The organism is Sphingomonas sp. Mn802worker (assembly GCF_000382485.1).
Lineage (GTDB): Bacteria > Pseudomonadota > Alphaproteobacteria > Sphingomonadales > Sphingomonadaceae > Sphingomonas.
In genome coordinates this window covers 22835-42600 of record NZ_AORY01000011.1, presented here as the reverse complement: position 1 = coordinate 42600, position 19766 = coordinate 22835, and the positions used below count along the sequence as shown (strand labels likewise).

26 protein-coding genes and 1 other RNA gene are annotated in these 19766 nt (G+C 67.5%); 14 read left to right on the top strand and 13 right to left on the bottom strand.

Annotation, left to right across the window (positions count from 1 at the left end; all coding sequences use genetic code 11):
* Nucleotides 1–38: 38 nt before the first annotated feature.
* On the bottom strand, nt 39–941 hold the full coding sequence (gene rpoH / locus SMN802W_RS0108855) for an RNA polymerase sigma factor RpoH (RefSeq protein WP_019516548.1): 903 nt from the start codon (nt 939–941) through the stop codon (nt 39–41).
* Between the two features lie 76 nt (nt 942–1017).
* Nucleotides 1018–1965 (bottom strand): RluA family pseudouridine synthase, encoded by a 948-nt coding sequence (locus SMN802W_RS0108850; protein WP_019516547.1) that lies wholly within the window; start codon nt 1963–1965, stop codon nt 1018–1020.
* A 57-nt stretch (nt 1966–2022) separates the two neighbouring features.
* On the opposite strand from SMN802W_RS0108850, the gene SMN802W_RS0108845 reads away from it, so the two are divergent.
* The 12 genes from SMN802W_RS0108845 (at nt 2023) to SMN802W_RS0108795 (ending at nt 11914) form a co-directional block, all read left to right on the top strand.
* Nucleotides 2023–2391 carry a Mov34/MPN/PAD-1 family protein gene (locus SMN802W_RS0108845; protein ID WP_019516546.1) on the top strand — a complete coding sequence of 123 codons (369 nt, stop codon included), beginning with the start codon at nt 2023–2025 and terminating at the stop codon, nt 2389–2391.
* Between the two features lie 81 nt (nt 2392–2472).
* Complete coding sequence (locus SMN802W_RS0108840; RefSeq protein ID WP_019516545.1) at nt 2473–3120, top strand: histidine phosphotransferase family protein; 648 nt, start codon at nt 2473–2475, stop codon at nt 3118–3120.
* 84 nt (nt 3121–3204) lie between these two features.
* On the top strand, nt 3205–5478 hold the full coding sequence (locus SMN802W_RS0108835; RefSeq protein WP_019516544.1) for a chemotaxis protein CheA: 2274 nt from the start codon (nt 3205–3207) through the stop codon (nt 5476–5478).
* Nucleotides 5475–5900: a chemotaxis protein CheW gene (locus SMN802W_RS0108830; RefSeq protein ID WP_019516543.1), complete on the top strand. Its 426-nt coding sequence runs from the start codon at nt 5475–5477 to the stop codon at nt 5898–5900. The genes SMN802W_RS0108835 and SMN802W_RS0108830 overlap by 4 nt, the downstream gene beginning before the upstream one ends.
* A 78-nt stretch (nt 5901–5978) precedes the next feature.
* On the top strand, nt 5979–6344 hold the full coding sequence (locus tag SMN802W_RS0108825; protein ID WP_019516542.1) for a response regulator: 366 nt from the start codon (nt 5979–5981) through the stop codon (nt 6342–6344).
* 80 nt (nt 6345–6424) lie between these two features.
* Nucleotides 6425–7426 carry a chemotaxis protein CheB gene (locus SMN802W_RS0108820; RefSeq protein ID WP_037523790.1) on the top strand — a complete coding sequence of 334 codons (1002 nt, stop codon included), beginning with the start codon at nt 6425–6427 and terminating at the stop codon, nt 7424–7426.
* Nucleotides 7423–8265, top strand: a complete 843-nt coding sequence (locus SMN802W_RS0108815; RefSeq protein WP_019516540.1) for a CheR family methyltransferase — start codon at nt 7423–7425, stop codon at nt 8263–8265. The genes SMN802W_RS0108820 and SMN802W_RS0108815 overlap by 4 nt, the downstream gene beginning before the upstream one ends.
* A 137-nt stretch (nt 8266–8402) precedes the next feature.
* Complete coding sequence (locus tag SMN802W_RS0108810) at nt 8403–9035, top strand: N-acetylmuramoyl-L-alanine amidase (RefSeq protein ID WP_083925706.1); 633 nt, start codon at nt 8403–8405, stop codon at nt 9033–9035.
* 12 nt (nt 9036–9047) lie between these two features.
* Nucleotides 9048–9429, top strand: an RNA gene (gene rnpB, locus SMN802W_RS17615) — RNase P RNA component class A.
* A 48-nt stretch (nt 9430–9477) separates the two neighbouring features.
* Complete coding sequence (locus SMN802W_RS0108805; protein WP_019516538.1) at nt 9478–10023, top strand: J domain-containing protein; 546 nt, start codon at nt 9478–9480, stop codon at nt 10021–10023.
* A gap of 22 nt (nt 10024–10045) precedes the next feature.
* The gene (locus tag SMN802W_RS0108800) at nt 10046–10351 is read left to right on the top strand and encodes a hypothetical protein (protein ID WP_019516537.1); all 306 of its coding nucleotides are present in this window, start codon (nt 10046–10048) and stop codon (nt 10349–10351) included.
* A gap of 87 nt (nt 10352–10438) precedes the next feature.
* Entirely contained in the window at nt 10439–11914 is a 1476-nt protein-coding gene (locus SMN802W_RS0108795; protein ID WP_238560168.1) for a S41 family peptidase, read from the top strand.
* A gap of 25 nt (nt 11915–11939) precedes the next feature.
* On the opposite strand, the gene SMN802W_RS0108790 is transcribed toward SMN802W_RS0108795, so the two are convergent.
* The 8 genes from SMN802W_RS0108790 to SMN802W_RS18835 form a co-directional block, all read right to left on the bottom strand.
* Nucleotides 11940–12359, bottom strand: a complete 420-nt coding sequence (locus SMN802W_RS0108790; protein WP_026325927.1) for a SufE family protein — start codon at nt 12357–12359, stop codon at nt 11940–11942.
* 106 nt (nt 12360–12465) lie between these two features.
* The gene (locus SMN802W_RS16780; protein ID WP_019516534.1) at nt 12466–12705 is read right to left on the bottom strand and encodes a hypothetical protein; all 240 of its coding nucleotides are present in this window, start codon (nt 12703–12705) and stop codon (nt 12466–12468) included.
* 27 nt (nt 12706–12732) lie between these two features.
* Nucleotides 12733–12951 carry a hypothetical protein gene (locus tag SMN802W_RS0108780; protein WP_019516533.1) on the bottom strand — a complete coding sequence of 73 codons (219 nt, stop codon included), beginning with the start codon at nt 12949–12951 and terminating at the stop codon, nt 12733–12735.
* 59 nt (nt 12952–13010) lie between these two features.
* Nucleotides 13011–13301 carry a hypothetical protein gene (locus SMN802W_RS0108775; RefSeq protein ID WP_019516532.1) on the bottom strand — a complete coding sequence of 97 codons (291 nt, stop codon included), beginning with the start codon at nt 13299–13301 and terminating at the stop codon, nt 13011–13013.
* Nucleotides 13302–13331: 30 nt separating this feature from the next.
* On the bottom strand, nt 13332–13712 hold the full coding sequence (gene pspC / locus SMN802W_RS0108770; RefSeq protein ID WP_019516531.1) for an envelope stress response membrane protein PspC: 381 nt from the start codon (nt 13710–13712) through the stop codon (nt 13332–13334).
* The gene (gene pspB, locus SMN802W_RS0108765; protein WP_019516530.1) at nt 13712–14035 is read right to left on the bottom strand and encodes an envelope stress response membrane protein PspB; all 324 of its coding nucleotides are present in this window, start codon (nt 14033–14035) and stop codon (nt 13712–13714) included. The genes pspC and pspB overlap by 1 nt, the downstream gene beginning before the upstream one ends.
* A 1-nt stretch (nt 14036) precedes the next feature.
* Nucleotides 14037–14699: a phage shock protein PspA gene (gene pspA / locus SMN802W_RS0108760; protein WP_019516529.1), complete on the bottom strand. Its 663-nt coding sequence runs from the start codon at nt 14697–14699 to the stop codon at nt 14037–14039.
* 80 nt (nt 14700–14779) lie between these two features.
* Nucleotides 14780–14908, bottom strand: a complete 129-nt coding sequence (locus SMN802W_RS18835) for a hypothetical protein (protein ID WP_019516528.1) — start codon at nt 14906–14908, stop codon at nt 14780–14782.
* Between the two features lie 154 nt (nt 14909–15062).
* Here SMN802W_RS18835 and pspF point away from each other — a divergent pair, with 154 nt between their 5' ends.
* Together pspF and SMN802W_RS0108745 are read left to right on the top strand one after the other, a co-directional pair.
* On the top strand, nt 15063–16106 hold the full coding sequence (gene pspF / locus SMN802W_RS0108750) for a phage shock protein operon transcriptional activator (protein ID WP_026325925.1): 1044 nt from the start codon (nt 15063–15065) through the stop codon (nt 16104–16106).
* A gap of 66 nt (nt 16107–16172) precedes the next feature.
* The gene (locus SMN802W_RS0108745; RefSeq protein WP_019516526.1) at nt 16173–16784 is read left to right on the top strand and encodes a superoxide dismutase; all 612 of its coding nucleotides are present in this window, start codon (nt 16173–16175) and stop codon (nt 16782–16784) included.
* Between the two features lie 52 nt (nt 16785–16836).
* On the opposite strand, the gene SMN802W_RS0108740 is transcribed toward SMN802W_RS0108745, so the two are convergent.
* The 3 genes from SMN802W_RS0108740 to SMN802W_RS0108730 are packed head-to-tail and all read right to left on the bottom strand — an operon-like array spanning nt 16837 to nt 19666.
* Nucleotides 16837–17547 (bottom strand): inner membrane-spanning protein YciB, encoded by a 711-nt coding sequence (locus tag SMN802W_RS0108740; RefSeq protein WP_019516525.1) that lies wholly within the window; start codon nt 17545–17547, stop codon nt 16837–16839.
* The gene (ftsY, locus tag SMN802W_RS0108735) at nt 17544–18476 is read right to left on the bottom strand and encodes a signal recognition particle-docking protein FtsY (RefSeq protein WP_019516524.1); all 933 of its coding nucleotides are present in this window, start codon (nt 18474–18476) and stop codon (nt 17544–17546) included. The genes SMN802W_RS0108740 and ftsY overlap by 4 nt, the downstream gene beginning before the upstream one ends.
* A complete protein-coding gene (locus SMN802W_RS0108730) occupies nt 18473–19666 on the bottom strand; it encodes a MiaB/RimO family radical SAM methylthiotransferase (protein ID WP_019516523.1) in 1194 nt (397 codons plus the stop codon). The genes ftsY and SMN802W_RS0108730 overlap by 4 nt, the downstream gene beginning before the upstream one ends.
* Between the last annotated feature and the right edge of the window lie 100 nt (nt 19667–19766).

Here is a 19766-nt window from a genome sequence, read left to right as displayed (position 1 = left end):
CCGTTTGCAGGAAAGAAGACCGGTCGGCCGGCGATCCGTCAAGCGGTCAGCAGTCGCTTCTCGCCTGCCAGCCGCATCATCGCGCGTTGCAGTTTCTCGAACGCGCGCACTTCGATCTGCCGCACGCGCTCGCGGCTGACGCCGTAGACCTGGCTCAACTCCTCCAGCGTCTTGGGATCGTCGGTCAGGCGACGCTCGGTCAGGATGTGCTTCTCGCGGTCGTTCAGGTCCTCCATCGCGTTGACCAGCATGTCGTGGCGCACGTCCGCTTCCTGCTGGTCGGCGACCACCTTGTCCTGCAGCGGCGCATCGTCCTGCAGCCAATCCTGCCACTGACCCTCGCCGTCCTCGCGCATCGAAACGTTGAGCGAGGTGTCGCCACCCATTGCCATGCGGCGGTTCATGCTGACCACGTCGGCCTCGGTCACGCCGAGATCGGTCGCGATCTTCTGCACGTTTTCGGGGCTGAGATCGCCGTCCTCGAACGCGTCGAGCCGCGCCTTCATGCGGCGCAGGTTGAAGAACAGCTTCTTCTGCGCCGCGGTGGTGCCCATCTTCACGAGGCTCCACGAGCGCAGGATATATTCCTGGATCGAGGCGCGGATCCACCACATTGCGTAGGTTGCAAGACGGAAGCCACGATCGGGCTCGAACTTCTTCACGCCCTGCATCAGCCCGATGTTGCCTTCGGAGATCAACTCGGACGTTGGCAGGCCGTAGCCGCGATAACCCATCGCGATCTTCGCGACGAGGCGCAGGTGGCTGGTGACAAGCTGCGCCGCCGCATCGGTGTCGCCATGCTCCTGGAACCGCTTAGCGAGCATGAACTCCTGCTCGGGCGCTAGGATCGGAAATTTTTTGATCTCGGACAGGTAGCGGTTGAGGCTTTGCTCGCCGCCGAGCGCCGGGATCGTCGCCGGGACGTTGCTGCCTTTTGCCATGATCCTTTGTGTCTCCCTTTCTCGCGGAGAACGCACCTTTGCTGTCCCATTGCGGTGCAGCACGCGTGGTCCGATCCTATACGTCAAGCCGCCTGAACAGTTCCTGCATGTCGGCGGGCATCGGGCTGTCGAACGCCATCGTGGCGGTCGAAATCGGATGAACGAACCCCAACCGGGTGGCGTGCAGCGCCTGCCGACGGAAGTTCAGCGTGTCCAACACGCCCTTGTGAGCCTGTTTTGTTCTACCATAAACCGGGTCGCCCAGCAAGGAATGGCCAAGCGATGCCATGTGGACGCGGACCTGATGCGTGCGGCCGGTCTCGAGCCGACACTCAACCATTGCCGCCTCACGCAAGCTGTGCAGGGTGCGGTAATGCGTCAGGGCGCGCTTTCCGCCGGCAACGATCGCGACCTTTTTGCGGTTCTGCGGGCTCCGCGCGAGTGGGGCGTCGACGCTTCCTGCCGCCGGCATCGGTCGCCCGGCGACGATCGCGTGGTAGCGGCGGTCGATCGAATGCGCGGCGAACTGCTTCGCCAGCCCCTCATGTGCGCGGTCGGTCTTGGCCGCGACCATCAGTCCGGACGTGTCCTTGTCGATACGGTGGACAATGCCGGGCCGGGCGACGCCGCCGATCCCCGACAGGCTGCCGCCGCAGTGGTGGAGCAGCGCATTGACGAGCGTCCCGTCGAGATTGCCCGCGGCTGGATGGACGACCAGCCCGGCAGGTTTGTCGACGACGATCAAATGCTCGTCCTCGAACGCGACGACGAGCGGAATGTCCTGCGCCTCGTTGTGCGCCGGGGCGGGGGCGGGCACGGCGACGCTGAACCGTTCGCCACCGCGCGACTTTCGTGCCGGATCGCGCACCAGCGTCTCGCCCTGCGAGACCAGTCCGGCGTTAATCAGCACCTTCAACCGCTCACGCGACAGGGTCGGAACCGCGTCCGCCAGCGCACGATCGAGCCGCCAGCCGTCGGCAGCCGAGGCGATCGTCGCTTCGATGATGGAAACCCCCCGGTCCATGCTGCATCCTAGATGGCGATGAGAGTGAAAATTTCAATTACGGATCGGCAACGAATCTTGGATCACGCCGCGGCGTCGCGCGCGGAAGTGTGCGGACTGTTGTTGGGCGGGGTAGGGCGGATCGCCGCGGTCGAGGGATGCGCGAACGTCAGCCGCGAGCCGGCGACGCGGTTCGAGCTCGATCCCGCCGCGCTGATCGCGGCGTGGCGCGCGGCGAGGAAGGGAGGGTCGAGCGTGATCGGTCATTATCACTCCCATCCGACCGGCGACATGTGTCCGTCACGGACCGACGCGAGGGAGGCGGCCGCGGACGGGGCGGTCTGGATCATCGTCGGAGCGGGCCAGTTGGCGGCATGGCGCGCGGTGGAGCACGGGGCGCTGCACGGGCGCTTCGATCCGGTCGAACTGGTCGTCACGGCGGAATAAGACCGCATTAACCCTGCTTGCGCCGCTACCGCGCAGCGGTCACAACGCCTGCATCAGTTCCGCGCATCCCAAGGATCATCCATGGCCATCAGTCCGGTCGATTTCGGCAGCCTGCTCTGCTCACGGTTGTGCCACGACCTGTTGTCGCCGGTGGGCGCGCTCAACAACGGGCTGGAGTTGCTTGCGGACGAGACCGATCCGGCGATGCGTGCGCGCTGCATGGAATTGCTCAACGAAAGCGCGCGGGTATCGGCGAACAAGCTCAAGTTCTTCCGGCTGGCCTTTGGCGCGGCTGGCGGGTTCGGCGAGCGGGTCGACACGCGCGAGGCGCAGATCGCGATCGAGGGGCTGCTCGGCGACAACAAGCGGTTGACGCTGAACTGGGTGGTCGAACGCGCCGACCTGACCAAATCGGCGATCAAGGTGCTGTTGAACCTGTCGATGATCGCGGGCGATGCGCTGCTGCGTGGTGGCCGGTTGACGATCGGGGCGGAGGACAGCGACGGGCTGACCGAAATCGTGCTGCACGCAGAGGGGCCACGCATCGTGCTCGATCCCGACCTGCGCGCTGTGCTCGTCGACGGAGCCGCCGACGATGCGGTCACCCCGCGCGCAGCGGCTGCCTATATGGTGCACGCGATCGCCGACGAAGCGGGCGGTTCTGTCGTGGTGAGCGAAGCGGAGGACGGTTCGCTAATGTTCGGGGCGACGCTCCCGTCCTCGCGGTGAGCGCGTATCGCGATGGTAGGGGCGGCTCCTAAGCCGCTCTTAACCTAATCGTGCCATGCCGGCGGTCTGGGACATCGAGGCCGCATGGACGATCTGCTGCAGGAATTCATTGCCGAGACGCGCGAGACGCTGGAAGCGCTCTCGGGCGAGATCGTCGGCTGGGAGCGCGATCCGAGCGATCAGGCGCGGCTGGGCGCGATCTTCCGCTTTGTCCACACGATCAAGGGAAGCTGCGGCTTCCTCGACCTGCCGCGCCTTGCCCGATTGAGCCACGCGGCCGAGGATGTGCTGTCGGCCGTCCGCTCGGGTACGCGTCAACCCGATGCCGCAACCGTGTCGGCCATCCTCGCGATCGTTGATCGGATCGGCGAGATCGTCGAGGCGATCGATGCGGGGCAGCCGCTCGACGACGGCGACGAGGCGGCGTTGATCGCCCAGCTGGACCAGCGTGTAGCGGCCTCACCGACCGTTGATGCCGAAGCGCACGGCACCGCCATAATACCCGGCAAGTCGGCGCGCGCACCCAAGCGAACCGTGCGACTGTCGGTTGACCTGCTCGACCGGATGATGAGCGGTGTGTCGGACATGGTGCTGGCGCGCAATCAGGTCGCGCGGCAGCTGCGGGACGCGGGCGATCCGAAGCTCGAGGCGATGCTCGAGCGACTGTCGATGACGGTGGCGGAGCTGCGCGAAACTGTGACGCTGACGCGGATGCAGCGGATCGATGCGCTGTTCCAGGCATTGCCGCGCATGGTCCGCGATACTGCAGCGGCGGTCGGCAAGATCGTGTCGCTGGTGATTGAGGGCGGCGATGTCGAGCTTGACCGCGAGATGATCGAGATGCTGCGCGATCCGCTGGCGCACATGGTCCGCAACGCGATCGATCACGGGATCGAGGCACGCGCCGACCGCGTCTTCGCGCGCAAGCCGGTGGCCGGAACGCTCCGCGTCGCCGCACGGCAGGCGGGCAATCTGATCGTCATCGAGATCGTTGACGACGGGCGCGGGATCGATGCGGATCGGCTTGTAGAAAAGGCCATTCGCGCCCAGCCGAGCCGCGCAAGCGAGATCGCCGGATGGAGCGAAGCGCGCCGGCTTGACCTGATCTTCGAACCCGGGCTGACGACGCGCGAGGAAGCGAGCGACATTTCCGGGCGCGGCGTGGGGATGGATGTCGTCAAGGCGAACGTCGAACAGATCGGCGGGCGGATCGCGCTGAAGAACGAGCCCGGGCGCGGCCTGACCGTCACGATCGAGGTGCCGCTGACGCTTGCGATCCTGAACGCGGTGATCGTCGAGGCGGCGGGCACGCGGTTCGCGCTGTCGCGGCAGGTAGTCGAGGAAATCGTCGCGGTCGAGCAGGGCGCGCTGCGGATCGAACGGTTCGGCGCACATGCGATGGCGGTCGTGCGCGGGCGACGCATGCCGATGGTCGACCTGCCGTCGCTGCTGGGGCTCGCCAAGCCGGAGCAAGTGACGCTGGTCGCGATCCTGTCGTTGCGCGAGGGCATGTTCGCGTTGGGCATCAGCGGGGTCGTCGAGACGCAGGAACTGGTGGTCAAGCCGGCCGCGCCCGCGGTCATGGCCGCAGGCATCTACGCCGGGCAGATGCTGCCGGACGACGGCATGCCGATCCTGTTGCTCGATGCCGCCGGGATCGCCGCACGCGCAGGCTTGCGATTTGAGCGGCAGGAGGTGGTCGTGGAGGCGGAGGTCGTGGTCGAGGCACCGCGCGCGTTGCTGTTCCGCGACGTCGACGGGCGCACCCGACTGATCGCGGCGGAGGCGGTCGGCCGGATCGAGCAGGTTCCGGCCGATGCGCTGTCGCTTGCAGCCGGTCGCTGGTGGGTGACGCGCGACGGCGCGGCGGTGCCGGTCTCGATCACGCGCGCCGCCGATCCGGCGGCGATCAGGACAATCCTGCGCCTGCAACTCGACGGACGTGAGATGGCCTATCCAGTCATCGAAGCGATCGAGATCGTCGACCTGCCGGAGGAAACGATCGAAGGACCGGACGGCACCACGCTTGTGATGTTGGCAGACGAGCCGATCGAGCTGGTCGATCCGCTCACGCTCTTCGACGTCGCGGCGGCACCCGCAACACGGCCGCTGTGCCTGCTTCATGGTAGCGAGAGCGGCTGGATGGAAGCCTTCCTGCGTCCGACGATCGAGGCGGCGGGGTATCAGGTCGTGCGCCACACCCGACCCGGCAGCCCGGTCGCAGTCGCGTTGGCGATGGAGGAAGAGGCGGGAACCGCGCCGGGCCGCGTCATCCGATTGAGCCGACATGCCGGCTCCGGGCTTTACCGGGGTGACCGTGCCGCCCTGGTCGCCGCGTTGCAGGAACTCCGCGCATGAACGAGCCGACGCTTCACCTGCTCGCGCACGTCGCGGGCCGTGGCATCCTGTTCGACGCCGCGCAGATCGATTCCGTGGTCGACCTGCCCGCGGTGCAGCCGGCACCCGGTGCGCCGGCGACGATCCGTGGGCTCGCGGCCTTGCGCAGTCGTGTCGCCACCGTGATCGAGACGCGCCGCGTGCTCGACCTGCCGGGCGACGATCAAGCCGCGTCGCGCGGTGTCGTGACGATGGTCGATGGTCACCTGTACGCGATCGCGGTCGACACGCTTGAGGATGTCGCGACGGTGACGATCGCGCCGCCGCCCGCCGGCATGGCGCTGGAGGGCGGCTGGTCGGCCGTGCGCGGGGTGGCGGAGGGCAGCGGCGAGACGCTGATGTTGCTGGATGTGAAGCGACTGGTCGAACTGGCCGCCGCTTGATCGCTTCGGCTTCCGTTAACGCGACACTTACGCCTGTCTGCCAAGGTCTCTGAACAACGATGCAAGTCGAGTAACCGCATGAAAACCTGCCTGATCGTCGACGACTCAAAGGTCATCCGCAAGGTCGCGCGCCACATCCTGGAGACGCTGAACTTCGCGGTGGCGGAGGCGGCGGATGGTCGCGAGGCGCTGGCGCAATGCCACGCGCACCAACCCGATGTGGTGCTGCTCGACTGGAACATGCCGGTGATGAGCGGGATGGAGTTCCTGCGCGCATTGGGCGACGAGACGCTGGCGAAGCGGCCGAAGGTCGTGTTCTGCACCACCGAAAACGGCATGGCGCACATTCGCGCCGCGATCGAGGCGGGGGCGGATGAATATGTCATGAAGCCGTTCGACCGCGAAACGCTGGAAAGCAAGCTCCAGATCGTCGGCGTCGCCTGAATCGGACACGGACACGCGCCATGGCGTCGTCATGCTCCCTCGAACGACCAGCGACGTCATGCGTCCCTGTGCCGCGCGTGATGATCGTCGACGATTCGGCGGTCGCGCGCGCGGCCTTGTCGCGGATGGTTGCGGAGAGCGGCCGCTACCGCGTGGCCGGCATGTGTGCGAGCGCGTCGGAGGCGCTGGTGCTGTTGCGCCAAACGAGCGTCGAGCTGCTCCTGCTCGATATCGAAATGCCGCGGACCAGCGGACTGGCGGCCTTGCCCGATCTGCTGCGCGCGGCGCGCGGCGCGAAGGTGCTGATCGTGTCGGGGTCGGCGGCGGACGGAGCGGCGCACGCGGTGGAGGCGTTGGCACTCGGCGCGGCGGACACGCTGGTCAAGCCGGGCGCGGCGACGATGGGGACGCGGTTCGCGGACACGCTGCTCGCCAAACTCGATGGATTGACCGAGGCAGAGGCCATCGCGGTTCCTGTGTCGCGCGCGTGGACCCGGCCCGCTTACCCCTTCGATGTGGTCGCGATCGGCGCCTCGACAGGCGGCATCCACGCGTTGACCAGCGTCCTGCGTGCGATCCCGGAGACGATGCAGCGCCCCATCGTCGTGACCCAGCATCTGCCGAGCAGTTTCTCAACCTTCTTCGCGGATCAGATCACCACGGCATCGGGCCGGGTGTGCACGGTTGCGAGCGAGTGCACGCGTCTGCTGCCCGGACAGATCGTCGTTGCCCCGGGTGACGCGCACGTCGTCGCCCGGTCGCTGGGCGACGGCACGGCGGCGCTCCGCCTGTCGCGCGAGCCGGCCACGACCGGCAATCTGCCCGCGGTCGACCCGATGTTCGCATCGCTCGCGGCGATCTATCGCGAGCGGTTGCTGGCGGTGGTGTTGAGCGGGATGGGGCGCGACGGACTGGACGGCGCACGGCAGGTGCGCGCCAGCGGCGGCACCGTGGTGGTGCAGGACCGTGCCTCCTCGGTCGTCTGGGGCATGCCGGGTGCGGTGGCGGGCGAGGGGTTGGCGCACGCGGTGCTGTCACCCGATCAGATCGCGGGTTTCATCACCGCCAACGGTCGACCATGAGCGTGGCCGTTCGCAGCGAGCCGCCGAGCGCAGGCGCGACCGCCGTCCTGTCCGCGCTGCTGGAGGCGCGCACCGGGCAGCAACTCGCCGCCAATCGCACCTGGCGGCTTGAGGCGGCACTCGGTCCGCTGCTCGCCGAATTGTCGCTGCCGCACGCCGACGCGCTGGTCGCAAGGCTGCTCGACGGACACGATCACCGCATCGGCGACCGGATCGTCGATGCGCTGCTCAACCATGAAACGTCGTTCTTCCGCGATGCGGGCGTGATCGAGGCAGCGGTGCAGGCGGTGCGTAGCGCCGTGCCGGCGGGCACACGCCCGCGCATCTGGTGCGCGGCCTGCGCGACGGGTCAGGAGCCGTTGTCGCTCGCGATGCTGTTCGCCGAGGACGGTGGCACCGCGCCCGACATCCTCGCCACCGATGTGTCGGCAAGCGCCATCGCGCGGGCACGCATGGCAAGTTACTCGCAATTCGAGATCCAGCGTGGCCTGCCGATTCGTCGCATGATGCGCTGGTTCGAAAGCGACGACGGTGACTGGATCGCGAACAAGGCGCTGCTGACAGGCATCAGTTATCGCCGCCACAATCTGGCGACCGATCCAGTTCCGGGACGATATGACCTGATCCTGTGCCGCAACGTGCTGTTCTACCTGACGCCGGCGGTGCGGCAGGTAGTGCTGGAGCGATTGGCGCAGGCGCTCAAACCCGGTGCGTTGCTGTTGCTGGGTGCCGGTGAGACGGTGATCGGGCAAAGCGAGTCGTTGCGGCCGAGTGCGGCGTATCGCGGCTTTTACGAGCGGGTCGCGCGTGACACCGCTCCGCTCGCCGCCCGCGGCTAGCGCGCTTCCCTCTGCCGGGCACGCGCCCTATAGGCGGGCGTCGCAGCGACGGGGACAAGCGCGATGAAGCAGGTGTGCGGGTGAAGGTCGTCGAGGCGCCATCGCCCAATTTCAATGCACGCACGCTGCCGATCACGATGCTGGTGCTGCATTACACCGGCATGGAGAGCGCCGAGGCGGCGGTTGCGCGCTTGCAGGACCCGGCCGCGGAAGTGTCGTGCCATTATCTGGTGCACGAGGACGGAACGGTGCTGCGCATGGTCGCTGACGAGCATCGCGCCTGGCACGCGGGCAAGTCGCACTGGCGCGACGTCGAGGACGTCAACGCCGCCTCGATCGGGATCGAGATCGTCAATCCGGGGCATGAATGGGGCTATCGCACCTTTCCTGACGCGCAGATCGACGCGGTGATCCGCCTCGTCGCGCACCTGAAGGACAAATACGAGATCACGCGCGGCAACGTCGTGGGCCACTCCGACATCGCGCCGACGCGCAAGCGCGATCCGGGCGAGCTGTTCCCGTGGGGGAAGCTCGCGCGGCTGCGGCTGGCGTTGCCGCGACCGACGAAGAATCTCGCCGATCCGTTCTGGAGCGAGGCGGGCTTCTGCCTCGCGCTCGAACGCTTCGGCTATGACGTGTCCGACCGGATGGCGGCGATCATGGCGTTCCAGCGGCGCTTCCGCCCCGAATTGATCGACGGCGAGATCGATGCGGAATGCCGCATGATCCTGCTCGCGTTGCTGCTTCCCAAACCGCAGGGTGACGACTAGAGGCTCATCCCGTCAGAGGGTCGGGCGGCCGCGTCGTGCAAACGTCGAGGAAAGTCCGGGCTCCGCGGAACAACGGTGGCGGGTAACGCCCGCCGGGGGTGACCCCAGGGAAAGTGCCACAGAGAGCAGACGGCCGCGCTTCGGTGCGGTCACGGTGAAAGGGTGCGGCAAGAGCGCACCGCGCGCCTGGTAACAGGGGCGGCACGGCAAACCCCACCGGGAGCAAGATCGAATAGGGGCGGCGCGGTACGTTCGCGTGCCAGGGTGTGTTCCCACCCGCTGCCCGGGTTGATTGCTGGAGCCCGCGTGCGAGCGCGGGCCGAGAGGAATGGTCGCCTATCCTTGTTCGCGAGGGCGAGGGGGACAGAACCCGGCTTACAGACCCTCTGACACGCATCTTCGCGGTTGCCCTTGCGCCCACGCGGCCTATCTCGGGCGCTTCATGGCGCGACACACCACACGATCGAACGACTGGGGCTTTCCTCGCTGGCGCGGTTACGGCAGCGGGCGCGCGGCGCAGACGGTCCGGCTGTGCGATCGCCACGGCTGCGAGGAGCCAGGCGATTGTCCTGCGCCCAAGAGCCCGAACAGCCCCGAACGCTGGTATTTCTGCCAGACGCACGCGGGCGAGTATAACCGCGGCTGGAACTATTTTGAAGGGCTGTCGGCCGAAGAAGCCGCCGAGCGCGAGGCGAACGAGCGGCGCGATTCGGGCGGCTTTGCGCAATCAAAGCATCAGGCCTGGGCCGGACCGGGCGACGGCACCCGGTCGCGCGACGAGATGCGCGCGCTCGACGTGCTGGACCTTGAGGTCGATGCCTCGTTCGAGGAGGTGAAGCTCGCGTGGCGGCGGCTGGCCAAGTCGAACCATCCCGACGTCCGCCCGAACGATCCCGAGGCGGCGAAGCGGTTCCAGGCGATCCAGGCGGCGTATGATGTGCTGCGCAGCGCCGAGGACGCGCGGACGTGGAAGCCGGGCACGGCGTGAGGGATCACGTGCGGGCGCCGGCATGAAGGACCATGTGCGCGCGCATTGGTCTGGCGCGATCCTGGTGTGCGGCAAATGCTCGAAGAAACTGGGTGGCGGGTTCGGCGACAAAGGGCGCACGTCGATGGCCAAGGCGCTGCGCGACGAGCCGGGCTTCGGCAAGGGACGCAAGGCGGGGATCGGCGTGGTCGAGACCAAATGCCTCGGCATCTGCCCGAAGCGCGCTGTCGTTGTCGTCGACACGCGGGTGCCCGATCGCTGGCGGATCGTGGCCGAGGGGATGGACGTCGGGTTGCTGGGCGATGAACTGCGCGGCAGCGCACGCTAGCGTCGGCACCATCCGGCTTCTCCTCGCCGCACGATTGCGGACGGGTCCTTGCTCGCACATGATCGCCCACGGGCGGGGAGATCAACGATGTGCCGAAGGTTACGAGTCTTAAAAGCGCTGATCCTGCTCACCGGCGCGGCGATGCTCGGCGCTGCGGATGCGCCGCGTGACTGGTCCGCGACGCTGCTCACCGACGCGCAGGCGTTCCACGATCAGGTCGTCGAGGATCATCCCGGACCCTATAACCGGCTCGATCCGGGCTTTTCGGCCTCGAACGACCGCGCGCTCGCGCTTGCGCTGACGCGCGCGCGGCAGGTGCGCGACTATCCCGGTTATCTGTGGGCGATGCGCGGCTATGTCGCGCACTTCAACGACGGCCATGTCGCCTTTGATGTACAAAAGCCGGAGCCGATCGCGCTCGAATGGCCGGGGTTCCTGACCGGCTTCGATGGTGCGGGGCGGCAGGTCGTGCGGACGGTCGCGGAAGGCGCGGGGCTGCCGCCGGTCGGCGCGGTGCTGGAGCAATGCGACGGGATCGCGGCCGAAACGCTCGCCGCGCGCAACGTGGGAGCGTTCCGTGGGCGGTGGCAGCTTGCCAGCCAGCGCGCGACGCAGGGAGGGCGGCTGTTCATCGATGCGCGGAATCCGTTCATCACGCGGCCGTCGCGGTGCACGTTTCGCGTGAACGGCAGGCGGCAGCAGGTGACGCTCGCGTGGCGGCCGCTACCCGATGCCGAGTTCGACACGCGCTTCGCCGCGACCGCGCCGCGAGCGCGTCCGGCGATCGGGGCGCATGTGCTGGCGGATGGCACGCGCTGGTATGCGATGAGCAATTTTGACGGCAATCCCGAGGGCGCGACTGCGAAGGCGCTGCGGCCAATGATCGCGGATTTGACGCGCGATCGCGATCAGGTCGTCGCCGCGCCGCGGATCGTGCTCGACCTGCGCGGCAACGGTGGCGGCTCGTCCGAATGGTCGCAGCAGATCGCGCGGGTGATCTGGGGGCGGGCGGCGGTCGACAAGGCCGCGGTCAGTTCGGAAGCGGTCGAGTGGCGTGCGTCGGCCAGCAATCTCGCGACGCTGCAGGGCTATAAGGCAGAGTGGCAGGCGTCGCCCAACGGCTCACCCGAGGCGATCGCCTGGGCTGGCAAGATCGTGGACGGCATGGCGCGCGCCCGTGCGCGCGGCGAGCCGCTATGGCGGGACGACAGCGATGAGACAAAGAACGAGCCGGTCACCCCCGCCGCGGTGGCGCCGCCCACCGCGCGCGTGTTCGTGCTGACTGACTGGGGCTGCGGCTCGGCGTGCTTGGACGCGGTCGACCTGTGGACGGCGCTCGGCGCGGTGCAGGTCGGGCAGGATACCTCGGCCGACACGCTCTACATGGACGTGCGCGAAAAGCCGTTGCCGAGCGGGATCGGTGAGGCCGTGATCCCGATGAAGGTCTATCGCGATCGCAAGCGGGCATCGAACCAGCCCGCGATCCCGCATTATCGCTTCACCGGCGACATGCGCGACGACGCGGCGCTGGAAAGCTGGATCGCGGGCCTGCCGCGCACCTGAGCGACGCAACGCCCGGGCCGGACACTCAGGCGTAGCGGGCGGCGGTCTCGCGGATCAGCGCGATCATGTTGGGAATGCCCTGCGTGCGGTTGGAGCTGAGCTGCGCCTTGAGGTTGAAGGGCGCGAGTTCGGCGTCCACGTCGGTCGCCAGGATCGCGGCGGGCGCGCGGTCCTGCACGGTCAGCAGCACCAGCGCGATGATCCCCTTGGTGATCGCGGCATTGCTGTCGGCGAGGAAGTGAAGCGTGCCGTCGTCCTGTACGGTCGGGTAGACCCAGACCGACGCGGAGCAGCCGCGCACCAGCGTGGCTTCGGTCTTGAGCGGCGCGGGCATCTCCTCCAGCTCACGCCCCAGATCGACCAGCAGGCGGTAGCGGTCGTCGCCTTCAAGAAACTCATATTCGTCGCGCACGTCGGCAAGGGTAGGGGCGGGGGTGTCGGTCATGCGTGTCGCGCTAACTTCTGCGGCTGCGTGCGGCAACCTTGCAGGCGGGCGGCGGCGTGCGGCAGGTGTGTAGACGCGGCGGCGGGGAGGGCGCCCGCCGGGGTCGTCACAGGTCGACGCCCGCCGCGATCGCTTCCAGCTTGCGGATGCGTTCCTTCAGATCGGCGATCTCGATCCGCGCGCCCGCACTCGGGCCGGCGGGAGCGGCGGCGAGCTGATCCTGCGACATCTGCTGATGCTTCAGCTGCAACCATCCGCGCCAGCCGTTCAGCGCGGCGAAGGTCAGCATGGCGAGTCCGGCGAGCGCGGCGGCGGCCATCGTCAGGTAGAAGTTAGGATCGGACATGGCGGTCATCTCCTTTCGTTCGCTTCGTCAGCGGTCGCGCAGCCGCGCGATCTCGCGGTCGAGGTCGAGGCTGTTGTGGTTCTCGGTGATCACGCGCTCGAGCACCTGAACGCGCTCCTTCAGCTGGCGAATCTCTTCCTGCGCGTGGGTGACCTCGTGCGGGGCGGGCTGGCCATCCAGCATGTGGTGGTTGCGGTGGCGGGCGGTCTTCGCGATGGCCGTGATCAACACGATCATCACCACCATGAAAGCTACGGACCAGGGCATCGTCGTTCCTTGTTCTTGATGAGTGTCGTGGGCGTCGATCAGCGATCGCGCAGCGCGTCGATCTCGCGTGCGGTGCGGACGGCGGGGTCCGTCGCGATGCGTTCCAGCACCGCGATCCGCTCTTCGAGGCGACTGACCTGCCCGGTCAGGCGCTCGTTCTCGCGTCCCAGCAGCGCGATGTTGCGGTTGGCGCCCGCGTCACTTTTGTCGATGTTGCGACCCCAGTCGTCGCTGATCGAGTAACCGTGCCGGGCGCGGATCCAGTTGTTGATGACCCAGGCGGCCATCGACATCGCGATGATCGACAGGACGAACCACGGACCATGCATTGTTCTTCTCCCCTTCAAACTCGCGGTCGATCAGCGCAGGCTGTCGATCTCGTTGGCGAGCGTGCTGTTGCGGCTGGTATAATGCAGCTCGATGTCGGCTAACCGGCGATCCACGTCGCGCAGTGTGGAGCGGACCTCGGCGGCCGAGCGCGTCGGGTTGCTGCGTACGCCCTGCCAGAATTTCTGGTCGGCGCGGTCCTGGTAGAGGTTGATCGGCTTGGGCTCGGCCATCCAGGCGACGACCCAGTAAGCCAGGATGATCCACCATTGCTGCGCGACCACGGTCATCAGCACGGCGGCGACACGGACCCAGAGCACATCGATCCCGGTGTAGTCGGCGATCCCTGCGCACACGCCCTTCCACTTGGCGTCCTGCTTATCGAGGTAGAATTTGGTGCGGCTGTCGGACATCAGTTCCTCCGCTCATACGAGGGACGCTGTTGGCGGTTCGACTCGAAGCGGGCGTCGCCGCCTTCGAGCCGGTAGTCGGGCTGGCCGCGGTAATCGGCCATGCCGGGGCGGAAATCGGGATTGTCGGCAGCGACGATCCGCTCGACCGTGTTGAGGCGATCCTCAAGCCGGCGAGCAAGATTGTACATCTCGTCGAGCAGTTGCTCGTCTTCGCCGGTGATCTTGGGCGCCTGCTTCCACTTGGTGACGTAGTGCAGGATCAACCACGGCAGCGCGATGAACAGCGTGATGACCGACACGGAAATACCGAAGAAATCCTCCATCTCAGCGATCCTTGTTCATGCGCGCCTTGAGCGCGGCGAGCTCGGCGTCGATCTTGTCGCTCGAGCGCAGTTCGTTGAATTCGTCTTCCAGCGTCTTGGGCGTCAGCCCCATCGCTTCGGCGCGGCCCTCGGCCTCATCGGCGCGGCGTTCGAGCAACTCGAAGCGGCTAAACGCCTCGTGCGTCTTAGGACCGTTCCAGAGTTCGCGCAGGCGCGCCTTGGTGTTGGCGCTTTCCAGCCGGGTCGCGATCGCGTTCTGCTTGGTGCGTGCCTCGCGTAGCTTCGACTGGAGCTTGGCGATATCGTCCTCGCTGGCGCGAAGGCTGTCATCGAGCAGCTTGACCTCGTCGCGCAGCTGCTGCGCCATGTCGCCGGCCTTGCGGCGCTCAACCAGCGCTGCCTTGGCGAGGTCCTCACGCTCCTTGCTGAGCGCCAGTTCCGCCTTCTCGGTCCAGCTTTCCTCCAGCTCGGACAGACGCTCGATATGGCGGCGCATCTCCTTGCTGTCGGCGATGGTGCGCGCGGCGGAGGCGCGGACCTCGACCAGCGTGTCCTCCATCTCCGAGATGATCATCCGGATCATCTTCGCCGGGTCGTCCGCCTTCTCGAGCAGCTCGGCCATGTTGGCGGCGACGATGTCGCGGGTTCGGGAGAAAATGCCCATGTACGTTGGACTCCTGATGATACGCGCTTCTTACTCGGTTCCGGCGGGGGCGGAAACGGGCCTGCCGCCGGACCGGAGCGTCAGGCGACGCGAGAGATGGGGGCGGTGTGCCCGATCGCCGTGGCGGGGCCGACCGCGCCGAAGAGCATGGTGGCGCTGACGACGATGGTGCAGGCGATCGCGGCGAGCTTGCTGGTGATGTTGGTCATTGGTGTAACTCCCTGTGTGCGTTGTTGTCCCATGCTTTGCAGAGAGCGTGCCAAATCGGAAAACCGCGCGAAAGCAACAACTTGGTGCCAGCGGTGCCTGTTGTGAAGATTTGGGGATTGCCAACACTTGGCGAACTTTGCCAAGCGTTGGTTCATGCGCAGGACCACGCAGGTGATCGGGCAATCGGGTGCCTTTCTCGACGCGCTCGAACGCGCCAGCCGCGCTGCCGCGCTCGACCGCCCGGTGCTGGTGATCGGCGAGCGCGGCACGGGCAAGGAGCTGGTCGCGGAACGCCTCCACCATTTGTCGCCCAGGTGGAGCCAGTCGCTCGTCACGATGAACTGCGCCGCGCTGCCCGAAACGCTGATCGAGGCGGAGTTGTTCGGGCACGAGGCGGGCGCGTTCACCGGCGCGACCAAGGCGCGCACTGGCAGGTTCGAGGAGGCGGATGCCGGGACGCTGTTCCTCGACGAACTCGGCACCTTGTCGATGGGCGCGCAGGAGCGGCTGCTGCGCGCGGTCGAGTACGGCGAGGTGACGCGGATCGGATCGTCGCGCGCGATGACGGTCGACGTGCGGATCGTGGCTGCAACCAACGAGCATCTACCCGACCGCGTCGACGCGGGCACGTTCCGTGCCGACCTGCTCGACCGGCTGTCGTTCGAGGTCGTGACGCTGCCGCCACTTCGCGCGCGGCGCAGCGACATTCCGGTGCTCGCCGAGCATTTCGGGCGGCGGATGGCGTCGGAACTGGGGCATGACGAGTTCGCGGGCTTCGGACCCAAGGCGGTCGAGGTGCTGATGGATCACCGCTGGCCCGGCAACGTGCGCGAGTTGCGCAACGTGGTCGAGCGGGCGGTGTACCGCTGGGAGGAGGCCGGGCCGATCGACGCGATCGAGATCGATCCGTTCCACTCGCCCTATCGTCCTGCGACTGCCCGGCCGACGTCGCGCAGCGAACCCGCGCCAGAGACGAAGTCGCGCGACGTGTCCGACGAGGACGCTCCCGTCGTCGCGTGCGAGGAGGGGCCATCCGACTTCAAGTCGCGCGTCGCGCGGTTCGAACGCGAGCTGCTGGCGCGCACGCTCGCTGAGCACCGCTTCAACCAGCGCGCGACCGCGGAGGCGCTGGGGCTCAGCTACGATCAGCTACGCCACGCGCTACGCCGCCACGACCTGATCGGAGCGGTTGCGTAACGACCTTGCCGGAGCCATTTGGGAGCGGTCGCGTTTGATCCGCGAACCCCATCAAGGAGCATTCTCATGGCTTTCGAACTGCCGCCGCTGCCGTACGCTTATGACGCGCTGGAGCCGGTCATCTCCAAGGAGACGATGACGTTCCACCACGACAAGCATCACGCGGCCTATACCAACAAGCTGAACGAGGGCGTCGCCGCCGACCCGAAGCTGGAGGGCAAGTCGATCGAGGAAATCCTCGGCATGATCTCGCAGCAGCCCGCGCTCGTCCGCAACAACGGCGGCGGTTATTGGAACCACGATTTCTTCTGGAAGATCATGGGGCCGAAGGGTTCGACTCAGCCGTCGGGCAAGCTCAAGGAGGCGATCGACGCTTACGGCGGGCTCGACAAGCTGAAGGAGGATTTCAACACGAAGGGTGCGGGCCAGTTCGGCTCGGGCTGGGCGTGGGTGATCGCGGACAAGGACGGCACGCTCAAGGTCACGTCGACGCCGAACCAGGACAACCCGCTGATGGACGACGCCAAGGAGCCGGGCACGCCGATCCTCGGCAACGACGTGTGGGAGCATGCCTACTACCTGACCTACATGAATGACCGGCCGGGTTATCTGAAGGCGTGGTGGGACGTGGTGAACTGGGACGAGGCCGGACGCCGCTACGAGCAGGCCGCGGGCTGAACATTCTCGAGTGAACGAGGAGGGCGCGTCGGGTGACGCGCCCTTTTTCATGTCACCCCTCCGGCGGCAGCGGCGGCTCCTGCCCCAGTTGCGCACCGTGCCGCAGCAGCATCGGCACGTTCGCGATCGCAAAGATCAGGGTGAGGGGGATCACCACCCACAATTTGTAGATCGCCCACAGGTCCCAGCCGCGCGACTTGCCGTAGAGCGCGTAGGCGCCGCGCCAGACGGCCTCGTTCGCGATCGCCATCGCGGCGAAGAACAGGATCCAGTTGATCGTCAGCCGCCGCCAGCCTGCCTCGCTCAAGCCCGGATAGGTGCTGCCAAGCAGGTCGCGCAGCAGCGGCTTGTGCGCGACAAGGCCGCCGAGCAGCACGCCCGACAGCAAAGCGTAGACAATCGTCGGCTTCATCTGGATGAAGCGTGCGTCGCGGAAATACATCGTCAGCCCGCCGAACACGAGCACCAGACCGGCCGAGATCAGCAGCAGCGGCGGCACGCGGCCGAGCTTCACTTTGGCGAGGACCAGCGCGGCGGCGCTCGCAATCACGAAGGCGGCGGTCGCCAGGATCACGCGCGCCATCAGCAGCATCTCGACCTGCGCCATGCCGTCGAGCGCGCGGGTGAAATGCGACACGATCCCGCGCGCCGCGGTCGCTGGGACGAGGAAGTTGACGAGGAAGAAGACGACCAGCGGGCCGTAGTCGACGAGGTGCTTGATGCCGGCGCTCGGCTCGACGACTGGAGTGGGCGCGGTGCTCACTTGCGCGGCCCCGTGTCGACGCCGGCGATGATGCGGCTGACCTCGTTGGCGTTGAACGGGCGCAGATCGTCCATCTGCTCGCCCACCCCGATCGCGTGGATCGGCAGGCCGTACCGCTCCGCCGCCGCGACCAGCACGCCGCCGCGCGCGGTACCGTCAAGCTTGGTCATGACGAGCCCGGTGACGCCTGCCACCTCCTTGAACACCTCGATCTGGTTGAGCGCGTTCTGCCCCGTGGTAGCGTCGAGGACGAGCAGTACGTCGTGTGGTGCGGCCGGGTTCAAGCGACCGAGCACGCGGCGGATCTTGGCGAGTTCGTCCATCAGCTCGCGCTTGTTCTGCAGCCGGCCGGCGGTGTCGACGATCAGCACGTCGGTGCCGATCTCGGTCGCCTTCTTGACCGCGTCCCACACGATGCCGGCGGCGTCGCCACCCTCGGGGCCGGTGACGATCGGCACGCCGATCCGCTCGGCCCAGGTGCGCAGCTGCCCGATCGCGGCGGCGCGGAAGGTGTCGCCCGCCGCCAGCATGACGGCGTAATCCTGTTCCATGAACAGGTGCGCGAGCTTCGCGATCGTGGTCGTCTTGCCCGATCCGTTGACGCCGATGACGAGGATCACCTGCGGGCGCGGAAATGCCTCGATCTCGATCGGCTTGGCGACCTCAGCCAGCACCTTCTCGACTTCCTCCGCGACGACGACGCGGATGCCGAGCTCCTCCATGTTGCGCTCGAACGTGCCCTCGGCGAGGCGCGCGCGGACGCGGGTGGCGGTCTCGGGGCCAAGGTCGGAGGCGATCAGCGCTTCTTCGATCTCATCAAGCGTGTCGTCGTCGAGCCGCGCGCCGCCCAGCCCCGCGAGATTGCCGACGAGGCGGTCGGAGGTGCGGCGAAAGCCGCCGAGCAGCTTGTCGTGCCAGCTGGTGCTCATTCAGGGGTCCCGATCAGGTGAGTAGAAGTGGCCGCAGTGACGCGGGCGTTGACGATGCTGCCGACCGGCGCGGCCGCGTTTAGGTGCAGATCGGCAAAGGCAGGAGTGTGGCCGCGGTCACCCGGGCGCTCGATGAGCACCGGCTGTACCGTGCCGACCTGCGTAAGGAGCCACTGGGCGCGGCGTTGGGCACTGGCGGCTCGCACCGCCGCGGCACGCGCGCGCGCGATATCTGGCGCGACCTGCGGCATCCGTGCGGCTGGGGTACGGTCGCGCGGGGAGTAGGGGAAAACGTGCGCGTGGGTGATGTCGGCGTCATCGATCATCGCGAGCGTGTTGGCGTGCGCAGGCTCGCTCTCTGTGGGAAAGCCCGCGATCAGGTCGGCGCCGATCGTGATCTCCGGCCGCGCGGCCTTGAGCGCCTGTGACAGCGCACTCGCCTGCGCCCGGGTGTGGCGGCGGCGCATCCGCTTGAGGATCAGGTCGTCACCCGCCTGTAGCGACAGATGGACATGCGGCATGACACGCGGCTCCTGCGTCAACAGCGCGAAGAGGTGGTCGTCAACCTCCGCGGGATCGAGCGAGGAGAGGCGTAGCCGTTCAAGCGCGGGCACCTGCGTGAGCAGCCGCTCGACGAGCACCGGCAGGCGCGCGCCGTGATCGTCGTAGCTGGTCAGGTCGACCCCGCTCAACACGACCTCGCGCTTACCTTCCTCGACCAAGGTCACGACGTGATCGATTACCGTGCCGATCGGGTCGGAGCGGCTGGTGCCGCGCCCCTGCGGAATCGCGCAGAAGGTGCAGGCGTGGTCGCAGCCGTTCTGCACGCCGACGAAGCCGCGCGTGTGGCGACGCGGCGGCGCCATGTTGGCGCGTGGGCCCCAGGTGGCGGGCAGCAGCTTGGCGGCGTTGGCGACGACGCGATCGACCTCGGGCATGGCCTCGAACGCGGCGCGGTCCATATCGGAGGCACAACCGGTGACGACCAGTTCCGCATCCGGCCGCTCGCGGCGCAGCCGGCGGATCGCGGCGCGCGTGTCCTTCACCGCCTGGTTGGTGACCCCGCAGCTGTTCACCACCGCCACGTCGCGACCGTTCGCGCTGGCGGGCAGGAGCTGGCGGATCGCCTCGCTCTCGGCGATGTTGAGGCGGCAGCCCAGCGTGACAACGGGCCGGGGGGAAGCGGACATGCCGGGCGATCTAGGGGCGGGGGCGGATCAAGTCCACGGTACGGGCGCGTCGGACGCGAAAAGGGCGCGGATGGCAGACACCACCCACGCCCCGTGACGC

Bases quoted from the DNA above. Each gene is read 5' to 3' on its own strand.
- rpoH (WP_019516548.1), bottom strand. From the start codon at position 941: ATGGCAAAAGGCAGCAACGTCCCGGCGACGATCCCGGCGCTCGGCGGC.
- SMN802W_RS0108850 (WP_019516547.1), bottom strand. From the start codon at position 1,965: ATGGACCGGGGGGTTTCCATCATCGAAGCGACGATCGCCTCGGCTGCC.
- SMN802W_RS0108840 (WP_019516545.1), top strand. From the start codon at position 2,473: ATGGCCATCAGTCCGGTCGATTTCGGCAGCCTGCTCTGCTCACGGTTG.
- SMN802W_RS0108835 (WP_019516544.1), top strand. From the start codon at position 3,205: ATGGACGATCTGCTGCAGGAATTCATTGCCGAGACGCGCGAGACGCTG.
- SMN802W_RS0108830 (WP_019516543.1), top strand. From the start codon at position 5,475: ATGAACGAGCCGACGCTTCACCTGCTCGCGCACGTCGCGGGCCGTGGC.
- SMN802W_RS0108825 (WP_019516542.1), top strand. From the start codon at position 5,979: ATGAAAACCTGCCTGATCGTCGACGACTCAAAGGTCATCCGCAAGGTC.
- SMN802W_RS0108820 (WP_037523790.1), top strand. From the start codon at position 6,425: ATGATCGTCGACGATTCGGCGGTCGCGCGCGCGGCCTTGTCGCGGATG.
- SMN802W_RS0108815 (WP_019516540.1), top strand. From the start codon at position 7,423: ATGAGCGTGGCCGTTCGCAGCGAGCCGCCGAGCGCAGGCGCGACCGCC.
- SMN802W_RS0108810 (WP_083925706.1), top strand. From the start codon at position 8,403: ATGCTGGTGCTGCATTACACCGGCATGGAGAGCGCCGAGGCGGCGGTT.
- SMN802W_RS0108805 (WP_019516538.1), top strand. From the start codon at position 9,478: ATGGCGCGACACACCACACGATCGAACGACTGGGGCTTTCCTCGCTGG.
- SMN802W_RS0108800 (WP_019516537.1), top strand. From the start codon at position 10,046: ATGAAGGACCATGTGCGCGCGCATTGGTCTGGCGCGATCCTGGTGTGC.
- SMN802W_RS0108795 (WP_238560168.1), top strand. From the start codon at position 10,439: ATGTGCCGAAGGTTACGAGTCTTAAAAGCGCTGATCCTGCTCACCGGC.
- SMN802W_RS0108790 (WP_026325927.1), bottom strand. From the start codon at position 12,359: ATGACCGACACCCCCGCCCCTACCCTTGCCGACGTGCGCGACGAATAT.
- SMN802W_RS16780 (WP_019516534.1), bottom strand. From the start codon at position 12,705: ATGTCCGATCCTAACTTCTACCTGACGATGGCCGCCGCCGCGCTCGCC.
- SMN802W_RS0108780 (WP_019516533.1), bottom strand. From the start codon at position 12,951: ATGGTGGTGATGATCGTGTTGATCACGGCCATCGCGAAGACCGCCCGC.
- SMN802W_RS0108775 (WP_019516532.1), bottom strand. From the start codon at position 13,301: ATGCATGGTCCGTGGTTCGTCCTGTCGATCATCGCGATGTCGATGGCC.
- pspC (WP_019516531.1), bottom strand. From the start codon at position 13,712: ATGTCCGACAGCCGCACCAAATTCTACCTCGATAAGCAGGACGCCAAG.
- pspB (WP_019516530.1), bottom strand. From the start codon at position 14,035: ATGGAGGATTTCTTCGGTATTTCCGTGTCGGTCATCACGCTGTTCATC.
- pspA (WP_019516529.1), bottom strand. From the start codon at position 14,699: ATGGGCATTTTCTCCCGAACCCGCGACATCGTCGCCGCCAACATGGCC.
- SMN802W_RS18835 (WP_019516528.1), bottom strand. From the start codon at position 14,908: ATGACCAACATCACCAGCAAGCTCGCCGCGATCGCCTGCACCATCGTC.
- pspF (WP_026325925.1), top strand. From the start codon at position 15,063: ATGCGCAGGACCACGCAGGTGATCGGGCAATCGGGTGCCTTTCTCGAC.
- SMN802W_RS0108745 (WP_019516526.1), top strand. From the start codon at position 16,173: ATGGCTTTCGAACTGCCGCCGCTGCCGTACGCTTATGACGCGCTGGAG.
- ftsY (WP_019516524.1), bottom strand. From the start codon at position 18,476: ATGAGCACCAGCTGGCACGACAAGCTGCTCGGCGGCTTTCGCCGCACC.
- SMN802W_RS0108730 (WP_019516523.1), bottom strand. From the start codon at position 19,666: ATGTCCGCTTCCCCCCGGCCCGTTGTCACGCTGGGCTGCCGCCTCAAC.